This window comes from Novosphingobium oxfordense (genome assembly GCF_044029435.1).
Lineage (GTDB): Bacteria > Pseudomonadota > Alphaproteobacteria > Sphingomonadales > Sphingomonadaceae > Novosphingobium.
Window position 1 is genome coordinate 2,075,285 of the sequence record NZ_CP147005.1, and the last position, 15,378, is coordinate 2,090,662.

At 64.8% G+C, this 15,378-nt stretch carries 13 protein-coding genes and 1 tRNA gene; 9 read left to right on the forward strand and 5 right to left on the reverse strand.

Features of this window, described 5'->3' with window-relative positions:
- The first annotated feature begins 30 nt into the window (after positions 1 to 30).
- Entirely contained in the window at positions 31 to 1,089 is a 1,059-nt protein-coding gene (locus WBP07_RS09650) for an NAD(P)H-dependent flavin oxidoreductase (RefSeq protein WP_395390808.1), read from the forward strand.
- Here the strand turns inward: WBP07_RS09650 and WBP07_RS09655 are convergent.
- The gene (locus tag WBP07_RS09655; protein ID WP_395390809.1) at positions 1,076 to 3,193 is read right to left on the reverse strand and encodes a prolyl oligopeptidase family serine peptidase; all 2,118 of its coding nucleotides are present in this window, start codon (positions 3,191 to 3,193) and stop codon (positions 1,076 to 1,078) included. The two genes, WBP07_RS09650 and WBP07_RS09655, sit on opposite strands and share 14 nt — an antisense overlap.
- Before the next feature lie 160 nt (positions 3,194 to 3,353).
- Here WBP07_RS09655 and WBP07_RS09660 point away from each other — a divergent pair, with 160 nt between their 5' ends.
- Complete coding sequence (locus WBP07_RS09660) at positions 3,354 to 4,511, forward strand: AI-2E family transporter (RefSeq protein ID WP_395390810.1); 1,158 nt, start codon at positions 3,354 to 3,356, stop codon at positions 4,509 to 4,511.
- Positions 4,512 to 4,602: 91 nt separating this feature from the next.
- Here the strand turns inward: WBP07_RS09660 and der are convergent, their stop codons facing one another.
- Positions 4,603 to 5,976: a ribosome biogenesis GTPase Der gene (der, locus tag WBP07_RS09665; protein ID WP_395390811.1), complete on the reverse strand. Its 1,374-nt coding sequence runs from the start codon at positions 5,974 to 5,976 to the stop codon at positions 4,603 to 4,605.
- A 189-nt stretch (positions 5,977 to 6,165) separates the two neighbouring features.
- Here der and WBP07_RS09670 point away from each other — a divergent pair, with 189 nt between their 5' ends.
- Complete coding sequence (locus WBP07_RS09670) at positions 6,166 to 6,819, forward strand: CHAP domain-containing protein (protein WP_395390812.1); 654 nt, start codon at positions 6,166 to 6,168, stop codon at positions 6,817 to 6,819.
- A gap of 36 nt (positions 6,820 to 6,855) precedes the next feature.
- On the opposite strand, the gene WBP07_RS09675 is transcribed toward WBP07_RS09670, so the two are convergent.
- A complete protein-coding gene (locus tag WBP07_RS09675) occupies positions 6,856 to 7,143 on the reverse strand; it encodes a DUF3297 family protein (protein ID WP_395390813.1) in 288 nt (95 codons plus the stop codon).
- An 89-nt stretch (positions 7,144 to 7,232) separates the two neighbouring features.
- Here WBP07_RS09675 and WBP07_RS09680 point away from each other — a divergent pair.
- Positions 7,233 to 7,307 (forward strand) — tRNA-Val (locus WBP07_RS09680).
- A 107-nt stretch (positions 7,308 to 7,414) separates the two neighbouring features.
- Here the strand turns inward: WBP07_RS09680 and WBP07_RS09685 are convergent.
- A complete protein-coding gene (locus tag WBP07_RS09685) occupies positions 7,415 to 8,665 on the reverse strand; it encodes a methyl-accepting chemotaxis protein (protein WP_395390814.1) in 1,251 nt (416 codons plus the stop codon).
- A gap of 389 nt (positions 8,666 to 9,054) precedes the next feature.
- Between WBP07_RS09685 and serS the strand changes: the two genes are divergently transcribed.
- Genes serS through WBP07_RS09705 form a run of 4 tightly spaced genes read left to right on the forward strand, consistent with a single transcriptional unit; the run spans position 9,055 to position 13,282 of the window.
- The gene (gene serS, locus WBP07_RS09690; protein ID WP_395390815.1) at positions 9,055 to 10,335 is read left to right on the forward strand and encodes a serine--tRNA ligase; all 1,281 of its coding nucleotides are present in this window, start codon (positions 9,055 to 9,057) and stop codon (positions 10,333 to 10,335) included.
- A complete protein-coding gene (gene surE / locus WBP07_RS09695) occupies positions 10,335 to 11,099 on the forward strand; it encodes a 5'/3'-nucleotidase SurE (protein ID WP_395390817.1) in 765 nt (254 codons plus the stop codon). The genes serS and surE overlap by 1 nt, the downstream gene beginning before the upstream one ends.
- The gene (locus tag WBP07_RS09700) at positions 11,096 to 12,217 is read left to right on the forward strand and encodes a LysM peptidoglycan-binding domain-containing protein (RefSeq protein WP_395390818.1); all 1,122 of its coding nucleotides are present in this window, start codon (positions 11,096 to 11,098) and stop codon (positions 12,215 to 12,217) included. Before surE ends, WBP07_RS09700 begins: the two co-directional genes overlap by 4 nt.
- Positions 12,218 to 12,229: 12 nt before the next feature.
- Entirely contained in the window at positions 12,230 to 13,282 is a 1,053-nt protein-coding gene (locus tag WBP07_RS09705) for a potassium channel family protein (protein WP_395390819.1), read from the forward strand.
- Here WBP07_RS09705 and WBP07_RS09710 read toward each other — a convergent pair.
- Positions 13,274 to 13,666 (reverse strand): DUF1761 domain-containing protein, encoded by a 393-nt coding sequence (locus WBP07_RS09710; protein ID WP_395390820.1) that lies wholly within the window; start codon positions 13,664 to 13,666, stop codon positions 13,274 to 13,276. The two genes, WBP07_RS09705 and WBP07_RS09710, sit on opposite strands and share 9 nt — an antisense overlap.
- 157 nt (positions 13,667 to 13,823) lie before the next feature.
- Between WBP07_RS09710 and rimO the strand changes: the two genes are divergently transcribed.
- Positions 13,824 to 15,203, forward strand: coding sequence for a 30S ribosomal protein S12 methylthiotransferase RimO (gene rimO / locus WBP07_RS09715; protein WP_395390821.1), 1,380 nt, complete (start codon positions 13,824 to 13,826; stop codon positions 15,201 to 15,203).
- Positions 15,204 to 15,378 lie beyond the last annotated feature (175 nt).

Here is a 15,378-nt window from a genome sequence, read left to right on the forward strand (position 1 = left end):
ACCGGCAAGATACGAGGCGCGCAGGCAAATATGGATTTTCTCGCGCGCTTCGGCCTTTCCGTTCCGCTGGTACAGGCGCCAATGGCGGGCACATCCACGCCCGCCCTTGCCGCCGAAGTCTGCAATGCTGGGGCGCTCGGCTCGCTCGCCCTTGGCGCCATCGGCCCCGAAGAGGCCCGCCGCCAGATCGCAGAGCTGAAAAGCCGCACGGACCGGCCCTTCAACCTCAATCTTTTCGTTCACGAAACGCTGGCGCCCGATCCAGCGGGCGAACAGGCGTGGCTGGATGCCCTCGCCCCCCTGTTCCGCGAATACGATGCCGAACCGCCTGCCGCGCTGGAGACGATCTACCCCAGCTTTATCGGCAACGCGGCGATGCGGGATGTCGTGCTGGAGACGAAGCCGGCCGTCGTCAGCGTTCATTTCGGGCTGCCTGAGGCCGCGACGATCGCCGCGCTCAAGGCTGCAGGTTGCGTGCTACTGGGCAGCGTCACCAGCTTGGCCGAAGCGGAGCTTTCGCTGGCGGCCGGGATCGACGTGCTGGTCGCGCAAGGATGGGAAGCCGGCGGCCATCGCGGCATGTTCGATCCGGATGCCCTTGACGACCGCCTCGGCACTTTCGCGCTGACACGACTGCTGGTCGCCTGGGGCAAACTGCCGGTGATCGCCGCCGGCGGGATCATGGACGGCGCCGGCATTCGCGCCGCATTGGACCTTGGCGCCGTAGCCGCACAGCTGGGTACCGCTTTCGTCGCCTGCCCGGAAACCAATGCCGATGCCGCTTACCGCGCTCTGCTTGCCTCGGATGCGGCCCGGCACACGACGATGACACGCGCCATATCCGGCCGCCCTGCCCGCTGCCTTGCCAACCGTTTCACGCAGCTTGGCGAGCGGACGGACATTCCACCGGTTCCCGCTTATCCGCGCACTTATCACGCAGGAAAGGCGCTGAACGCCGCCGCCAAGGCCAAGGGCGAGCCCCTCTACGGCGCACAGTGGGCAGGACAGGGCGCGCCGCTGTCCCGCCCATTGCCGGCGGCGGAACTGGTTGCCCAGCTCGCCGCCGAACTTTCGTTTACTCGCCCTTAGGCGCTTCGGCCGAGGCCGCCTTGTCGGTGCGGTACTTGTCGAACCACGCCAGGATCGCCGAAGCCTTGGCGGCAGACTGCGAAGGCCGCGCAGCAATGCCGCCGTGGCTGGCGCCGGGCACCTTCACCAGCGCAGTAGGCACGCCGCGGATCTGCAAGGCCGCGTAATACTGCTCCGCCTCGCTGACCGGGGTGCGGTAGTCTTCCGATCCCACCACGACCATCGTCGGCGTCTTGACGTTGCCAACGATGCTCAGCGGCGAACGGCGCCAGTATTCCATGGGGTCTTCCCAGGGCTTCTTGTCGAACCAGTAGCGCGAAGTGAACGTGGTCGCGTCCATGGTCAGCGCCTCGCTGATCCAGTTGATCACCGGCTTCTGCGTCACCGCCGCCTTGAAGCGATCGTTCTTGCCGACGATCCACGCCGTCAGCACGCCGCCGCCCGAACCGCCGGTGACGAAGAGGTTGTTGGGATCGGCCACGCCATCGGCAATCGCCGCGTCCACGGCGGCCATCAGGTCGTCGTAGTCCTTGCCGGGATAGGCGCGGTCGATCAGGTTGGCGAATTCCTCGCCATAGGACGTGCTGCCACGCGGATTGGTGTAGAGCACCGCGTAGCCGTGCGCGGCGTAGAGCTGGTAATCGGTGGCGAAGCCAGGCGCATAGGCCGTGTTGGGGCCCCCGTGGATTTCCAGGATCAGCGGCGCGCGCTTGCCGGGGGCAAGGCCCGGCGGCGTCACCAGCCAGGCGTCGATTGCACGGCCATCGGGCGCGGTCACTGCCAGCTTGCGCACCGGGGCCATGGCCTTGGCGTCGATCCAGGTGCCGTTGAGGTCGGTCAGCTTGCGCCCCGCACCGCCCGTGCTCACCCAGAGGTCCGCCGGGCGCGACGCCGTGCCCGAGGTATAGGCGATGCGCCCGTTGCCGGAGACCGAGAACTCACCGCCGGTATAGGGGCGGTCATAGCCTTTGCCCGGGCTCAGCCCATCGACGACGTTACGAACGGAACCGTCGAGGCCAATGCGGGCCACATAGGTCTTCGCGTGATCGTCGTACTGGGCAAGCACCGTCGAATTGCCGCTCCACGCGATCGAATCGATCGAATGGTCGAACTTGCCGGTCAGTGCCTTCACGCCCGAACCGTCGATGTTCATGACGTAAAGCTCGGTATTCTCGTAAGATCGGTTGACGTCGTCATAGCCGAGATAGGCGACGTGCCTGCCATCGGGCGAGACTTGCGGATTGCTGTCCGGCCCCTTGCGCGTGGTCAGTGCCGTTACCGAACCGCTGGCGACATCCAGCGAGTAGACTTCCGAATTGTTGATGTCGCGCTGCCAGTCGGCATTGCGATTGCCCGAGAACAGGATGCGCTTGCCGTCCGGGGTCCAGGAGAGCGGACCCTGATCGTCGAAATCGCCGAAAGTCAGCTGGCGCGGCGCGCCGCCATCGGTGGAGACGAGGAACACGTGGTCGTAGCCCGGCTGCGTATATCCGCCGCCGTCCGCGCGGTAGGTCACGCGGTCGATCACTTCCAGCGGATCCGCCCACTTGGCGCCCTCTGGCTTGTTGGCGGGTGCGGAGCCCAGCTTCATGGCCTGCCCCGGAACGCGCATGGTATAGGCGATCTGGCGGCCGTCCGGCGACCAGGCGATGCTGCCGGGGCTGTCGGGCAGACCGGTGACGCGCACCTTCGCGCCGGAATCCAGCCACAACACGTAGAGCTGCGGCGCGCCGCTACCATCGCTGGAAACAAAGGCCAGGCGCTTGCCATCCGGCGACCATACCGGCGAGAAATGCGCGCCCTGCCCGGCAACCAGCGGACGCTGCGCGCCGCTTGCCACGTCCACCAGCCAGATCGACGGCACTTGCTTGTCCACCATCACGTCCGCGCTGGAACGCACATAGGCGATACGGCTGCCGTCCGGCGAAATCTGCGGATCGGTGACGCCGGAAAGCTTGAACAGATCGTCCGGCGTGAAGGCCCGCTCAGGCCCCTGCGTCCCGGCATCGTCGGCCAGCGCGGGGGCAAGGGGAACGACGGCGCAGCCAAGCGCAAGCGTTGCGAGGCGTAAGTGCAAGGATCTGGTGGCGAGGGATGTGCGCAAGACGCGATCTCCGTTTATCTTTTTTGAGATTCATTTTCCGGATGCGCGGAAAGCCGTTCGCCGCCCGCCCGATGCGCTCTGTCTTGCCTAGCTGCCCGAAAAAATCCACCCCGCACCCGATCCGGGCTGGCGCAATATGAAATCGTGCTAAGACAGGATCATGGATAGTCCACGTTCCCAGCCCCCCTACCGCCTCGAAGACTACGGCTTCGCATTTCTGGTCATTCTCGTATCGGCCGCCTTCGCATGGCTGCTGATGCCCTACTTCGGCGCCGTGCTCTGGGGCGTGGTTGCCGCGATTCTATTCGAACCGCTGACGCACCGGCTTTCGCAGAAGATGGGCGGCAAGCCCAACACCGCCGCTGGCCTGATGCTGCTGATGCTGCTGGCGCTGTTCATCATCCCCGCCATCCTGCTGGGCATCAGCCTGGTGCAGGAAGTGAGCGCGATCTACGACAAGATTGCCACCGGCCAGCTCGATATCGGCCATATGATCGCCAAGCTACGCACCGCCCTGCCGGATTCGATCGAGGGAATGGTCGATCGCTATGGCCTGGCCGACTTCGAATCGCTCCGCCGCCAGTTCGGCGCCGGGATCGCCAGCGGCTTGCAGGGATTGGCGACGCGGCTCGTTTCGGCGGGCCAGGGTGCGCTCAGCTTCCTCGCCGCGCTGGGCGTGATGCTCTACCTCACCTTCTTCCTGCTGCGCGACGGGCGCCGCTATGGGGAGCTGATCCGCGAATCCATGCCGCTGCGCCCGCACTTGCGCGACAGGCTGGTCACCAATTTCGTGGTCGTCGTCCGTGCGACGATGAAGGGGACGGTGGTCGTCGCCATCCTTCAGGGCCTGGTCGGCGGGATCATCTTCTCGCTGCTGGGCATCCCCGGATCGCTGCTCTGGGGCGTGCTGATGGGCTTCTTCTCGCTGCTGCCAGCAGTGGGCACCGGCCTCGTCTGGGTGCCCATGGCGCTCTACCTGCTGGCCACCGGCCACATCTGGCAAGGCGCGGTGCTAGGCTTCTGCGGCATGTTCGTGATCGGCATGATCGACAACCTGCTGCGCCCGATCCTGGTCGGCCGCGACACGCGCCTGCCGGACTTCGTGGTGCTGATCGCCACGCTGGCCGGCCTGCAGATCTTCGGGCTCAACGGCTTCATCGTCGGCCCGGTGATCGCGGCCCTGTTCATCTCGGTCTGGACGCTGATGCGCGAGATGCGCAGCGCCGACGGCATGATCGAGCCGGATGCGATCGAGCAGGAAGACGAAGCCACCGAACAGCGGGATGCCAGCGCACAGACGGCGGCGCATCCGTCGTAAGGAAACTCGCTGCCGACGCAAAAACGGCCCGCTGCCAGATGTGGCAGCGGGCCGTTTTTCGTTCGGGAAACGCCCTTGCGGGCATTTCCTATTATTTGGCGAACGGGTTCTTCGCGCTGCGCAGGTTCAGGCGGATCGGCACCGCATCGAAGCCCAGTTCGCGGCGGATGCCATTGACCAGATAGCGCTTGTAGCTCTCCGGCAGCAGGTCGAGACGCGTGCCAAACAGCACGAAGCCCGGCGGGCGGGTCTTGGCCTGGGTGATGTAGCGCAGCTTGATGCGCTTGCCGCCCGGCGCCGGCGGCGGATTGGCCGAAAGCGCATCGTCGAACCAGCGGTTGAGCGCGGCAGTCGGCACGCGGCGGGTCCACGCCTCGCGGATCGAGAAAGCGGCGGCGATCAGTTCGTCCAGCCCCTTGCCCGTGCGTGCGGACACCGCCAGCAGCGGCACGCCGCGGACCTGGGCCAGACCGTCATCCAGTGCGCCGCGAATGCCCTGGAACAGCTTCGAAGCGTCCTCGGCCACGTCCCACTTGTTGATCGCGATCATCAGCGCGCGGCCTTCCTCCAGCACCTTGGAGGCGATGGTCAGGTCCTGATGTTCCAACCCGCGCGTGGCGTCGAGCAGCAGCACGACCACTTCGGCAAAGTCGATCGCATGGCGGGCGTCGGCCACGGCCAGACGCTCCAGCTTTTCGGTCACGTTGGCGCGCTTGCGCATGCCGGCAGTGTCGATCAGGCGGACTTCGCGGACTTCATCCGTCTTGGGATCGGTCCATTCCCAGTCGATCGCGATCGAATCGCGGGTGATGCCCGCTTCCGGCCCGGTCAGCAGGCGATCCTGTCCTAGGATCTTGTTGATCAGCGTGGACTTGCCGGCGTTCGGACGGCCAACGATCGCCAGCTTCAACGGGGCACGCAGCAGCGCTTCCTCGTCCAGTTCTTCGAACTCATCCTCTTCGGGCTGAAGCGGGTCGAGATGCGGCAGCAGCGCCTCGAACAGATCTGCCATGCCTTCGCCATGTTCGGCCGAGATGCCAACCGGATCGCCAAGGCCCAGCGAATAGGCTTCGAGCAGACCACCCTCGCCCGCGCGGCCTTCAGCCTTGTTGGCCAGCAGGATCACCGGCACCGGCGAGGCGCGCAGCCAGTTGCCGATCTCTTCGTCCAGCGGCGTCAGGCCCGCACGCGCGTCCACCACGAACAGGGCGACGTCGGCGGTTTCCAGCGCGGCCTCGGTCTGCTTGCGCATGCGGCCGGGCAGCGTTTCCGCCTCGTCATCCTCCCAACCGGCAGTGTCGACGATCTGGAACTTAAGCCCCAGCAGTTCCGCATCGCCGAAGCGACGGTCACGTGTGACGCCCGGCTGATCGTCGACAAGCGCAAGCTTTTTGCCGACGAGCCGATTGAACAGCGTGGACTTGCCGACGTTGGGTCGGCCGATGATGATCACCTGGGGAAGCATATAAGAACTCGATAAAGGATTCGCGCCGATAGGGGAATTCGCCGCAAATGGAAATGACCCTGCAAAAAGGCACGGTTTTCGGCGGTTTCGGCGCTCAAATAGTTACCACGCCGTTAACCACATAATGCAGGAAGCCCCTAACCCTGCCCGCCGAACATGGCAAATATGAAGGGTTACCGCAGATTCATCATGCTGGGCCTCGCACTTGCGGCGGCGGCACCAGCTATCAATCCGGCCGCTGCCAGCGCCGCCATCGACGATATTCAAGCCGGAATAGACGGCGGTTCGGACGCGCCGAAAGGCCCAGATTATCTCGAATGCGTGCCCTATGCGCGCCAGATTTCCGGCATCCGCATCTTCGGAGACGCGCATACCTGGTGGCAGCAGGCACGTGGGCGTTATGCCACGGGTCATACGCCGCGCGTCGGCGCGGTGATGGCAATGGAGCCTTACGCCAATTCCGAACTCGGCCATGTGGCGACGGTCAGCAAAGTGGTCGATTCGCGCACGATCCTGGTCAGCCACTCCAATTGGTCGCCCATCAACGGTCGGCGCGGCCAGATCGAGAAGAACGTCACCGTGCTGGACGTCTCGACGCAGAACGACTGGAGTGAAGTGCGCGTCTGGTACGCACCGATCCACAACCTGGGCACCACGCACTGGCCGGTTTCAGGCTTCATCTACAATGCCCGGCCGGGAAGCGTGCAGGATGTGGGCAGCGCGCGGCTCGACGCCATTGCGGCGGCAGACGAATCGCCTGCCCCTTCTCCGCCGCCGGCAAAGAAAAAGGGCCGCCGAAGCGACCCCATCGGCGATATCATCGCCGGAACCTATCGTCGCTGAAGAAACCGGGCCGCGTGATTGCGGCCCGATCTGCATTCAGATCTTCGCGACCGGCGCGTCCTCGCCAAGGTCTTCGTACCAGGCTTCGACCGGACCGGCGAGCTTGACGGTCAGCGGATTGCCCTTGCGATCCAGCGTCTTGCCGGCCTGCACACGCACCCAACCTTCGGAAATGCAGTATTCCTCGACATTGGTGCGCACGGTGCCCTTGAAGCGGATGCCGACGCCGCGCTTCAGCTTTTCCTCATCGAAGAACGGGCTCTTCGGGTTGATGGCAAGGTGGTCGGGCGGCACGTCTGCGCCGGTCTTGGTCTCTTCGGTCATGCCACGCGATTTAATTCCAGATGACCGCTTGTCAATTCGATCCGACTCATCTAGAGGCGCGCTTCCGCAGCGGACACAGTCCGACCGGCGGGCGCGTAGCTCAGTGGTAGAGCACACCCTTCACACGGGTGGGGTCGCAGGTTCAATCCCTGCCGCGCCCACCATCTCTTCCAGAGATGGTCCATGCGGAAATCCCGAAAATCAATGATCTTCCGGCACGCAAGCGACGGCCTCCGTCGCGACAGTGCGTGCCATCGCGACGGATCGAAAATCAGACGCGGCCACTTACCAGCGTCGGGCGAAAGCCCACCTGTGCCGGCGTCATGCGAAAGCGATCCGCCTCCGCCGCCAGCGTCGCCACTTCGGATGAGAGGTTACGCGCCGCCGCCGACGTCTGCTCCACCATCGCCGCGTTCTGCTGCGTCGAATGGTCCATCGCGCTCACCGCCGCGTTGATTTCGCCAATCGCAGCCGCCTGCGCGTCGTTGTCGGCAGCGATCTGACCGGCCAGGCGCGTGACTTCCTCGCCCGAGACCGAGATCACCCCGAAAGCCGAATCCACCTTGTGAACGGCCTCCACGGCCGCCTCGATATCGGTTTGCGTCACACCAAGCTGGTCACGCGCACGCTTCGATTCTTCCTCGGCACGCATCGCCAGCGCCGAAACGAGATCGGCCACCACGGCAAAGCCGCGCCCTGCATCGCCGGCGCGACCGGCCTCCACCGCTGCGTTCATCGCCAAGACGCGCGTCTGGAAGGCAATCTTGTCGAGACCTTCGATCACGGCATCGATGCCCTTGGCGCTTTCGCTGACGCGGTTCATCGCCTCCACCGCCGCGTCCGTACGCGTGCGACCTTCATGCACCGCATCCATCGCCTGCCCCGACGTCGAAACCGATCGTGTCGCCGCCTCCGCCGTCGCCTTCAGCCGATGATCGATCTGCTGGATCGCCGCCGCCGTCTGCTCCAGGCTGGCAGCATTCGCCTCTGTCCGCCGGGCCAGATCCTCCGACGCCTGCGCGATCTCGCGCGATCCGACGAGGCTGTTCTGCGTGCCGGACTTCACCGATCCCAGCAATCCGCGCAGACTGCCGAGCGCATCGTTGAAACTCTCCTTCAGCGCCGCATATTCGCCGGGATAGTCCTCGACGATATCCGCCGTCAGGTCGCCATCGGAAAGGCGGCGAAAGTTCACCGCCATGCCCTGCACCACTTGGGCATTGCGCTGGGCCTCTCCGCCCTTGGCGATCTCTGCCTGCGCCGTCGCGCGGAACTGGAACATCGCCTGCGTCATGCGCCCCACGCAGTCACGGAAATGCGTGAACTCGATCGGACTTTCGAGATCGCCCGCAGCCAAGCCCTCCATGCGAACGACGGTGGCGACATAAGGCCCGGCGATGGCCTCGCGATAGGCAAATCCCAGAACCGCCGCCACTACCGTTGCCGCAAGGACTGCCCAACCGGCCTTGCCGCTGCCCAGATTCATGCCGGCCAGCCCGCTCGCCATAGTCAATGCGACCATGCTGCCGAATGAAATCAGCAACTTAAGACGAATAGGTGCATTCGCTCTGAACCATTCCATAGCTTTTACCCCAATCCCGCCCACGTAAGCCGGAACCGTTCCTGCTTTTGCGGGCCCCAAGGACGTTATAGGCGGCGTTCAGAGCCTTCGATTGCGACGAATTATCAACAACACTGTCGAAAGGTTATATTGCCGAAATTTAATGGTTTTTTCCTAATTAATGAGAAGCACCCTTCCTATTATAGGCTATTCTTCGAATGCAGAGTCCGGGGATGGCGCGGCCAGACCGTCTCTCCCGGCAAGGACAACTCTCTCCCGGCAACGACAATGGCGCAAAGCGTATCGCCCAATCTTGCGCCTGCGGGCGCGAGGCGGCATAGCCCCGGCCCATGCACGATATCCGCCTGATCCGCGAGAATCCCGAAGGATTCGACGCCGGCCTCGCCCGCCGTGGGGTTGCCCCCGTGGCCGCTGACATCCTCGCCCTCGACGAGCAGCGCCGCTCGGTCGCGACGCGCATGCAGGAAGGGCAGAATCGCCGCAACGAAGCCTCAAAGGCGATCGGCAAGGCCATGGGCCAGGGCGACACCGCCACGGCCGAAGCACTGAAGGCCGAAGTCGCCCAGTTGAAGGACACCCTCCCCGCACTGGAAGCCGAGGAGAAGGAGCTTTCCGCCCAGCTTCACAATGCCCTGGCCGGCCTGCCCAACATCCCGGTAGCCGAAGTGCCGGACGGCGCGGACGAGAGCGAGAACCTGGAAGTCGCCAAGTGGGGCACCCCCGGCGCTTTCGCGTTCGAGCCCAAGGAACATGCGGACCTTGGCCCGGCGCTCGGCCTCGACTTCGAGACCGGTGCGAAGATTTCCGGCGCACGCTTCACGTTCCTGAAGGGCCAGATGGCCCGCCTGCACCGCGCCCTCGCGCAGTTCATGCTGGACACGCAGACCGCCACCAACGGCTACATGGAATGCATCGTCCCGCTGCTGGTGAAGGATGAGGCCGTGTTCGGAACCGGCCAGCTTCCCAAGTTCGCCGAAGACCTGTTCAAGACCACCGATGGCCGCTGGCTGATCCCCACCGCCGAAGTCTCGCTGACGAACGCGGTACAGGACGAGATCGTCGATCTCGAAGCCCTGCCCCTGCGCATGACCGCGCTCACCCCCTGCTTCCGCTCGGAAGCCGGCGCGGCGGGCCGCGATACGCGCGGGTTCATCCGCCAGCACCAGTTCGAGAAGGTCGAACTCGTCACCGTCTGCCAGCCCGACCAGTCGGAAGCAGAGCACGAGAAGATGGTCGCTGCCGCCGAATCCATCCTGCAGGCGCTGGCACTGCCCTATCGCAAGGTGCTGCTCTGCTCCGGCGACATGGGCGCCACCGCGCGCAAGACCTTCGACCTTGAAGTCTGGCTGCCCGGCCAGAGCGCCTATCGCGAGATCAGCTCGATCTCGAACTGCGGCGACTATCAGGCCCGCCGCATGAACGCGCGCTTCAAGCCGGAAGGTTCGAAGAAGACCGAGTTCCTGCACACCCTCAACGGTTCCGGCCTCGCGGTCGGCCGCACGCTCGTGGCCGTGCTGGAGAACTACCAGCAGGAAGACGGCTCGGTGCTGGTTCCAGAGGCGCTCAAGCCGTGGATGGGCGGAATCGAAAAGCTGGAGCCCTGCTTCTGATGCGTATCCTGCTCACCAACGACGATGGCATCAACGCCCCCGGCCTCTACGTTCTCGAAAAGATCGCCGCGCAGCTTTCGGACGATATCTGGATCTGCGCGCCGAGCGAGGAACAGTCCGGCGCCGGCCACTCGCTGACGCTGACCCGTCCCGTGCGCATGCGCGAACACGCGCCCAAGCGCTTCTCGGTAACCGGCACGCCCACCGATTCGGTGACGATGGGCATCAAGAAGGCCCTGCCCGGCCCGCCCGACCTGATCCTCTCCGGCGTCAACCGCGGTGCCAACCTGGGCGATGACGTGACCTACTCGGGCACCGTCTCCGCCGCGATGGAAGGCGCGCTGGCGGGCATCCGTTCGATCGCGCTGAGCCAGGTCTATTCGGGCGAAGGGCACGGCAACAACGTCAGCTTCTCGGCTGCCGAGGAATGGGGCGCCAAGGTGCTGAAGCCGCTGCTCGACGCACCCTTCGCGCCGCGCACGCTGATCAACGTGAACTTCCCGCCGGTGGCTGCCGCCGACGTGAAGGGCATCCGCGTGGTCCGCCAGGGCTTCCACGACTATGCGCGTGGTTCGGTGGTCGAAGGCATGGACCCGCGCGGGTTCCCCTACTTCTGGTTCGGCCTGCACGGCATTGAGCACACGCTGGGCCACAACACCGATCTGGAAGCGATTGCCGAGGGCTATATCTCGGTAACGCCGCTTCAGCTGGATCTCACGCACGACGCTTCGATGGCGCAGATCGCGAGCCGCTACACGGCATGATCCTTCGTACGTTTCCCCTGCTTGCGACGCTAGCGCTGGCTAGTGCGCCCGTGCTTGCCGCGACGGCGACCGAGAAGGTCCACGTCGTCGAGCAGGGAGAGACGCTGAACGGCATTGCCAACCGGGCTGGCGTAACGGCCGGTGCGATCGTCAAGGCCAATGGCCTCAAAGAGCCTTACGTGGTCAAGGCCGGCCAGAAGCTGACGATCCCCCGTGCCGCTCCGGGCAAATCGGCTACGCCGGCAAAGCCTGCCACGCCAGCCAAGCCCGCATCGACACCAACACCGACCGCGACACCCACGCCCGAAGCCCGCACCGCCGCGCGCGCGCAGACCGTGGCGCGCAAGGCTGCGGCCGCCTCTGCCCAGACCGAGGAAATCCACGTGGTCGAGCCCGGCGAAACGCTGGGCGGCATCGCCCAGCGCGCCGGAGTGGCCCGCGTGCTGATTATCGAGGCCAATGCACTGCAGCCGCCGTTCGCCGTGCGCACCGGCCAGCAATTGAAGATCCCGCGCACCCGCCGCTACACGGTGAAGGCCGGCGACACCGGCTTTTCGATCTCGATGAAGTACGCGGTGCCGTGGGAACAGATCGCGCTTGCCAACGGGCTCGATCCCGAAGCGCCGGTCAAGCCCGGCCAGTCGCTGCTGATCCCGACCCTGGTCGATGCGAAGTCCGCGTCGGTTGCGGCCTCCACGCCCGCACCAGCCACAGCGGCCAAACCCGGCGCCAAACCTGCCTCCACCCGCTTCCTCTGGCCAGTCTCCGGCCCGGTGCGCCGCACCTTCGCCGCCGGCACCGATCCGCATGACGGCATCGACATCAAAGCGCCCGAGGGCACGATGGTCCGCGCCGCTGCTGCCGGCACCGTCAGGTTCGCGGGCGCAGAAAAGCAGCAGTTCGGCAATCTGGTAGTGCTCGATCACGGCAACGGATGGTTCACCGCCTATGCCTTCCTCAGCCGCATTACCGTGAAGGAAGGCGCGAAAGTCGCCTCCGGCGAACGCGTGGGCCTGGTCGGGAAGACCGGCCTTGCGAAAGGCGACGAACTGCACTTCGAAGTGCGGCGTGACGGCAAGCCGGTAGACCCGCTGGACGAGTTGCCAAAGGCCCCCTAAGCTTCGCGGCGCATGTCGAAAAAGCGCCCCGTCCGTGCGGTGTTCAGGCCGCTGCGCCGCTCGCTGGCGGTTCCGGTCTGGGCCGATGTCGCGCTGCGACTGGGCGGCGCCTTCCTGCTGATCTTCATCGTCATCATGGTCCACTGGTCCGACCGGGCGGGCCTGAACGACACGCATGACGGGCAGGTCAGCTTCCTCGACGTCGTCTACTTTACGATGATCTCGATCACCACCACGGGCTTTGGCGATATCGCCCCGGTCAGCGATCGGGCCCGACTGATCGAGGCGGTGCTGGTTACGCCGATCCGCTTGGCGGTGATCACCATCTTCGTGGGCACCGCCTACAACTTCATCATCAAGCGAAGCTGGGAGACCTGGCGCATGAAGCACATCCAGGAACGGCTTGAAGGCCACATCGTCGTGCTCGGCTTCGGGGTCAGCGGTTCGGAAGCGGTCAAGGAACTGATCGAGCGCGGCACCGATGCGGCGCGGATCGTCGTGGTCGATCCCGCACAGGCGCGGCTTTCGCAGGCAGAGGGCATGGGCTGCAACGTGTTGCAGGGCGACGCCACGCGGGATGAGATCCAGACAGCCGTACGCGTTAGTACCGCCAGCACTGTGCTGGTTTCCGCCGGGCGTGACGATACCTCGGTGCTGATCGTGCTGACCACGCGCCACCTCGCGCCGAACGTGCCGATCACCGTCGTCATCCGCGCGGACGACAACGAACTGCTCGCGCGGCAGGCGGGGGCGAACAATGTGATCAATCCGGTGCGCTTCACCGGGCTCCTGTTGGCGGGATCGGCTGAGGGGCAGCATGTGGCCGAATACCTGTCCGACCTCGCCTCGGTAGCCGGGCGCGTGCAACTTGTGGAACGGCCGGTCGAACCATCCGAAATCGGCCAGCCCCTCGATCGCCTTGCCAGCGGCGGGCGCGGCCTCAGGATCTATCGCGGGAATCGCTGCATCGGCTTCTGGGAAGACGATGCGAAAACGCTGCAAGCCGGCGACGTGGTGGTGGAGATTACCCCCACCACGCCATCGGACGCAGAAACCTCAGGATAGCGCCCAGAACACCAGCCCCATGGCCAGGTAGGCGACCAACCAGAAAAGGCAGTCCATCACCCGGCGGATCGGCTCCATGCGATTGCGCACATGGGTCAGCCAGACCGAGGGGATGACGAAGGCGATGGCGACTCCGCCGGTCTGCATGAAATAGAGCCAGGGCTTCGCGGCCAGCGTCTCGGCACCAATGCGCGCGAAGTTATGGCCCAGCATGATCGAGCTGATCAGGAAAACCAGACACACCAGCCCGTAATTGCTCGCCCGTGCTGACTTGCCGGGAGAAAGCTGCCTGCCATCCTGGAACGGCGGGCCGTTCCAGACGAATCCCACCACGACGGCCAGCGCTGCTGCAAGAACGACGGCCAACCAGTTCACCGGACCCATTGCGATTCCTTTTTCCAACAGGTTCACCCTTGCGCAGGCTGACGGCAAAGGCGCAAGTCATGTAACGACTTGCGGCGCGGATTCGCCATATCACGATGGCCATGATTCGTTTTTCGTGACTCTCGGCCGCAATCAGCGTATCGGGCGCGCCATTCCTATGGCTATTGAAATCCCCTCCCCGCCCAAGGTCGGCATGGTCAGCCTCGGCTGCCCCAAGGCGCTTGTCGACTCCGAACGCATCCTCACCCGCCTGCGCGCCGATGGCTATACGATGAGCCCGGACTATGCCGGCGCCGATGTCGTGCTCGTCAACACTTGCGGTTTCCTCGATTCCGCGAAGGAAGAGAGCCTGGCCGCAATCGGTGAAGCCATTGCCGAAAACGGCCGCGTGATCGTCACCGGCTGCATGGGCAATGAGGCCGACGTGATCCGCGCCCGCTTCCCGGACGTGCTCGCCGTAACCGGCGCGCATCAGTACGAAGCCGTGGTGGAGGCCGTGCACGACGCTGCCCCGCCTGAGCTTTCGCCTTACGTCGACCTGATCCCGCAGATCTACGACGAAGCCGGTGTGAAGCTGACGCCGCGCCACTACAGCTATCTGAAGATCTCGGAAGGCTGCAACCACGCGTGCTCGTTCTGCATCATTCCGTCGCTGCGCGGAAAGCTGGCAAGCCGCCGTATCGATGCGGTACTGCGCGAAGCGGAAAAGCTGGTGCAGGCCGGAACCCGCGAACTGCTAGTCATCAGCCAGGACACTTCGGCCTATGGCGTGGACGTGCGGCATGAAACGCGCACGTGGAAGGACCATGAGGTCCGCACCCACATGACCGACTTGGCCCGCGAACTGGGCCAGTTGAAGGATGCGCAAGGCCGCGCTCCTTGGGTGCGCCTGCACTATGTCTATCCCTACCCGCATGTTGACGCGGTGATTCCGCTGATGGCGGAAGGCCTGCTGACGCCGTACCTGGACATTCCATTCCAGCACGCGGCGCCTTCAGTGCTGAAGTCCATGAAGCGCCCGGCGAACGAGGCCAAGGTGCTCGACCGTCTGCACAAGTGGCGCGAAATCTGCCCGGATATCGCCATCCGCTCCAGCTTCGTGGTCGGCTTCCCCGGCGAGACCGAGGCGGACTTCCAGTACCTGCTGGACTGGCTGGACGAAGCCCAGCTCGACCGCGTGGGTGCATTCCGCTTCGAACCCGTCGAGGGCGCTTCCGCCAACAACTTGCCGAATCCGGTTCCGGAAGAGGTGAAGGAAGAGCGCTACGCCCGGATCATGGAAAAGACCGCCGCGATCAGCGCCGCCAAGCTTCAAGCCAAGGTCGGCCGCGTGATCCCGGTGATCATCGACGAAGTCGGCGAGCCGGACGAAGATGGCGAAATCGGTGCAACCGCCCGCTCTCAGGCAGACGCGCCCGAGATCGACGGCAATGTCTTCCTGCGCAACGTGGGCGGCCTGCAAGTCGGTGATATCGTTGACGTTCTTGTCGAAGATGCGGACGAGCACGACCTCTACGGCGCATTGACGCAGGGCTGAGCCCGATCGGTTCTGCGCCTTGCGATTGCAAGTCTTGCAATCGAGGGCGATCTTTTCGCGTTTGCGGAGAATCGGTCGCAGCAGCATATGGAGCGGGCCTTTCAGGCATCCTCTCCCAAAAACTTTCCAAGGGGCTGGTCTTCGGACCGGCCCTTCTTTTTTGCCTTCGGCACGC